At 68.1% G+C, this 2,787-nt stretch carries 5 protein-coding genes; all 5 read right to left on the bottom strand.

Annotated elements, in window-relative coordinates; genetic code table 11:
- Nucleotides 1-48: 48 nt before the first annotated feature.
- The gene (locus tag BLR04_RS39340) at nucleotides 49-615 is read right to left on the bottom strand and encodes an Arm DNA-binding domain-containing protein (protein ID WP_176903575.1); all 567 of its coding nucleotides are present in this window, start codon (nucleotides 613-615) and stop codon (nucleotides 49-51) included.
- The gene (locus BLR04_RS39335; RefSeq protein ID WP_090774288.1) at nucleotides 615-836 is read right to left on the bottom strand and encodes a helix-turn-helix domain-containing protein; all 222 of its coding nucleotides are present in this window, start codon (nucleotides 834-836) and stop codon (nucleotides 615-617) included. The genes BLR04_RS39340 and BLR04_RS39335 overlap by 1 nt, the downstream gene beginning before the upstream one ends.
- A gap of 96 nt (nucleotides 837-932) precedes the next feature.
- The gene (locus BLR04_RS39330; protein ID WP_090774286.1) at nucleotides 933-1,529 is read right to left on the bottom strand and encodes an AAA family ATPase; all 597 of its coding nucleotides are present in this window, start codon (nucleotides 1,527-1,529) and stop codon (nucleotides 933-935) included.
- Entirely contained in the window at nucleotides 1,526-2,422 is an 897-nt protein-coding gene (locus BLR04_RS39325) for a bifunctional DNA primase/polymerase (protein WP_090774284.1), read from the bottom strand. Before BLR04_RS39325 ends, BLR04_RS39330 begins: the two co-directional genes overlap by 4 nt.
- An 18-nt stretch (nucleotides 2,423-2,440) precedes the next feature.
- Nucleotides 2,441-2,692: a hypothetical protein gene (locus BLR04_RS39320; protein ID WP_090774282.1), complete on the bottom strand. Its 252-nt coding sequence runs from the start codon at nucleotides 2,690-2,692 to the stop codon at nucleotides 2,441-2,443.
- Between the last annotated feature and the right edge of the window lie 95 nt (nucleotides 2,693-2,787).

Below are 2,787 nucleotides of genomic sequence, written 5' to 3'. Positions count from 1 at the left end.
CACTTTCCTCTCATCAAGTGGCACAAGAATCCAGAAATCCACCTCCACTCAACGCGGGGCACACCAGAGTCTCCACGAAACCCGGCGCAGTTCAGGACGCCCCTCCTTTCCCCGCGGGACTGAGCAGAGGTCCACCACGTTCCGCTTCACCAGGTCACGGGCCATCGCACGCTTTAGGGACCGGTTGAGGTAGGACCTGATCAGGCGGAGTGTGCTCGTGCTCAGCGTCTTGGCCTTATCCGCCAGCCATGTATCCACATCCTGTGCACTGAGTTCGCGGAGCTTCCTCCTACCCAATGCCGGGATGACGTGGATTCGGCACATGATTTGCCCTGCATCGAAGGTGGCCTTGTCCCGGCGGCTCAGTTCGTACTTCAGCCAGTCATTTACTGCCTGCTCTACCGTGGCATCTCCCCTTGCGAGGGTCAGGCCGTCGTCGTAGTCCCTGAGTACCTCTTTGAGCTTCTCCTTGGCTTCGGTCTTGGTCTTGCCGCTTCCCTTCTTGACGATGCGCTTCCCGGCGGGTGAGTAGCCGACCGTCACGGTGGCGATCCAGCGTTGGCGCTTGTCGTCCCAGTGGAGGCCGCCGTCTCCTCTGCTGCGTCGTTTGGTCATCAGGCTGCTTCCTCTGCTTCCTTTTCCAGGAGGGCGATGTAGGCGCGGATGGCGCCGGGGGTGATGAGGCGGGCGCGGCCTTGCTTGACGGAGCGGAGGCGGCCGGTGCGGATCTGCTCGTAGATGACGGTTCGGCTCATGCGCAGCACGCGCATGGCATCGGTGACGCGGTAGAGCTGGGTGTCGGCGAGCCGGACGCTGTCCGGCGTTGAGGTGGTCATGCCTGGTGGGTCTCCTCAGCGGTGGGGACAGCGGGGACAGCCAGCAGGGCAGGTTGTCCCTCGTGGTGGTGGGCGTTGGTGCTGGCGGCGGCGTGTTCAGGGACGGTTGGGACGCTGGGGACGCCACCTGGTGGTGTCCCGGGTAGGCGGTAGTGGCCGGTGGCGTTCACGCAGAGCTGGCCGTCGGCGTTCATGCGCTGGCAGGTCTTGCGGACGTTCTCGTAGGACAGGCCGGTGGCGTCCGCGATGACCTTCGCGGTCCAGCCAGCGGGCTATGGCCTCGTCGCCGCCCTGCGGCAGCGTGGGGCAGGTGGTGGCCAGGGTCAGGTCCTTGGGCGCGGGCTGGCCGCTCAAGATCTTGCCCATGCGGTTCTGGAGGCGGCGGGCGGTGTCCTCCAGGGCGAGGTAGAGCACCGGGCCGGGTTCCAGTTCGATAGCTTCCAGGGCCTTGGAGCCGCTGGCCACGGCGATGCCCAGGCCGAGGCTGAGCCAGGACTTGCCGACCTTGGGCGGGCCTGCCAGGAGGCTGAGTCCTTCGGCGATGATCCCGGGTACGGCCCAGCGGGGCTCCGGGAAGGTCATGGCCATCAGTTCGTCGGCGGTCCAGGAGGTGCGGAACGGTACGGGCTGGCCGGGCGCATGGACGGCATCACCGTTGACCAGGCTTAGGTGAGTGGTGCGGTCGTTGGTCATGCGGCCACCGTCCGGGGACGGCGGGCACCAGCGCGCAGGCCGGATGCGATGGTGCGCTGGGCCTCGCGGTAGGGCTGGCCGATCTGCGTGGCTGCCTCCGTGAGCCACGTAGTGACGGCGGCGGCGGTCAGTTCGCCTCCGGCGACGAGCTGGCCGAGGGCGACCGAAGCGAGATAGAGCGCGTTGTTGTGGCCGTGTGGCGGTGAGCTGGCCACCCGCTCCAGCTCGCCGAGGACAGCGGCGCGGATGTAGGAGCCTCGACGGTCTGATGCCAGAGGCACCGTGATGGGCTTCTGCGGTGGCAGCGGGGCCGGGCGTAGGCGTTCGACCAGCCAGGCCGGGAGCGGCGCTGGTGGGATCGGGTGCAGGACTTCGTAGGTGCCGGTGGCGTCGTGGTCGGTGACGTGGCTGCCGGGGCCGACGACGTAGCCGCCATTGGCGCGAGTGTCGATCAGCCAGCCGAGGCCGCCATGAGCGCCTTGGGTGTTCGTCAGGGTGGCTCCTTCGGGTGCCGTGTAGTACAGGTGGAGGCCGCCGCGTCGGGTGCGGACCTGGAAGGTCTCCAGCGGGAGGGGCTGGCCGGCCTCCTGACACAGGGCGGCGAAGACGTCTGCGCCGTCTTGGATGCCTGAGCGGCTCCACTCCGGTGGTGGTTGCTCGTTGTGCTTGGGCTGGTCGAGGTCGATCACGACCAGGCTGGACGGGCCGGTGGCGATGCCGATGTTGTACGGGCGCTGCCAGGTATGGCGGATCGTGGCCGGGTCGGTGGTGGTGCGGTGCTGCCAGGCGGTGAAGCCGCGGGGCGGGGTCTTGCCGTTCGGGGCGAGCGGGAAGACGTGCCAGCCTCGGGCGGCAGCAGCGAGGGCGTAGCGGATCAGGTTCGTGGTGGGCATGGGTGCTCCGTTCAGGGTTCAGCGGGTGGCGTCGCGGTGCAGGGCGCGGGCGTGGTTCCAGAGGTGGCGGCCGATCCGCAGGCGCAGGCCGGTGGCGCGGCAGCGGCGGCAGTCGCGGGTGCCGTGTCCGATGCGGTTGGGCCTGCGGCCCTTGCCGTGGCAGGCGCGGCAGCGGCGGAAGGGCCTGATGTAGCACTCGACGGCGTAACGGACGGTGATAAACAGGGTGATGACGATCACTGCGCTAGCGATGAGCAGAGCAGGGGTCATGACGGGCCTCCTGGGCCGTTTTCGGGTGTCGTCAAGCGAGGGCGCTAGCGTGCTAACGCCCTGGCCAGGGCTTATTTCTGGTGCTAGCGGGGGTG

Source organism: Nonomuraea maritima, from assembly GCF_900100395.1.
Taxonomy (GTDB): Bacteria; Actinomycetota; Actinomycetes; order Streptosporangiales; family Streptosporangiaceae; genus Nonomuraea; species Nonomuraea maritima.
The sequence above is the reverse complement of the archived record's forward strand: the minus strand, read 5'-3'. Positions and strand labels throughout refer to the sequence as shown.

Bases quoted from the DNA above. Each gene is read 5' to 3' on its own strand.
- BLR04_RS39340 (WP_176903575.1), bottom strand. From the start codon at position 615: ATGACCAAACGACGCAGCAGAGGAGACGGCGGCCTCCACTGGGACGAC.
- BLR04_RS39335 (WP_090774288.1), bottom strand. From the start codon at position 836: ATGACCACCTCAACGCCGGACAGCGTCCGGCTCGCCGACACCCAGCTC.
- BLR04_RS39330 (WP_090774286.1), bottom strand. From the start codon at position 1,529: ATGACCAACGACCGCACCACTCACCTAAGCCTGGTCAACGGTGATGCC.
- BLR04_RS39325 (WP_090774284.1), bottom strand. From the start codon at position 2,422: ATGCCCACCACGAACCTGATCCGCTACGCCCTCGCTGCTGCCGCCCGA.
- BLR04_RS39320 (WP_090774282.1), bottom strand. From the start codon at position 2,692: ATGACCCCTGCTCTGCTCATCGCTAGCGCAGTGATCGTCATCACCCTG.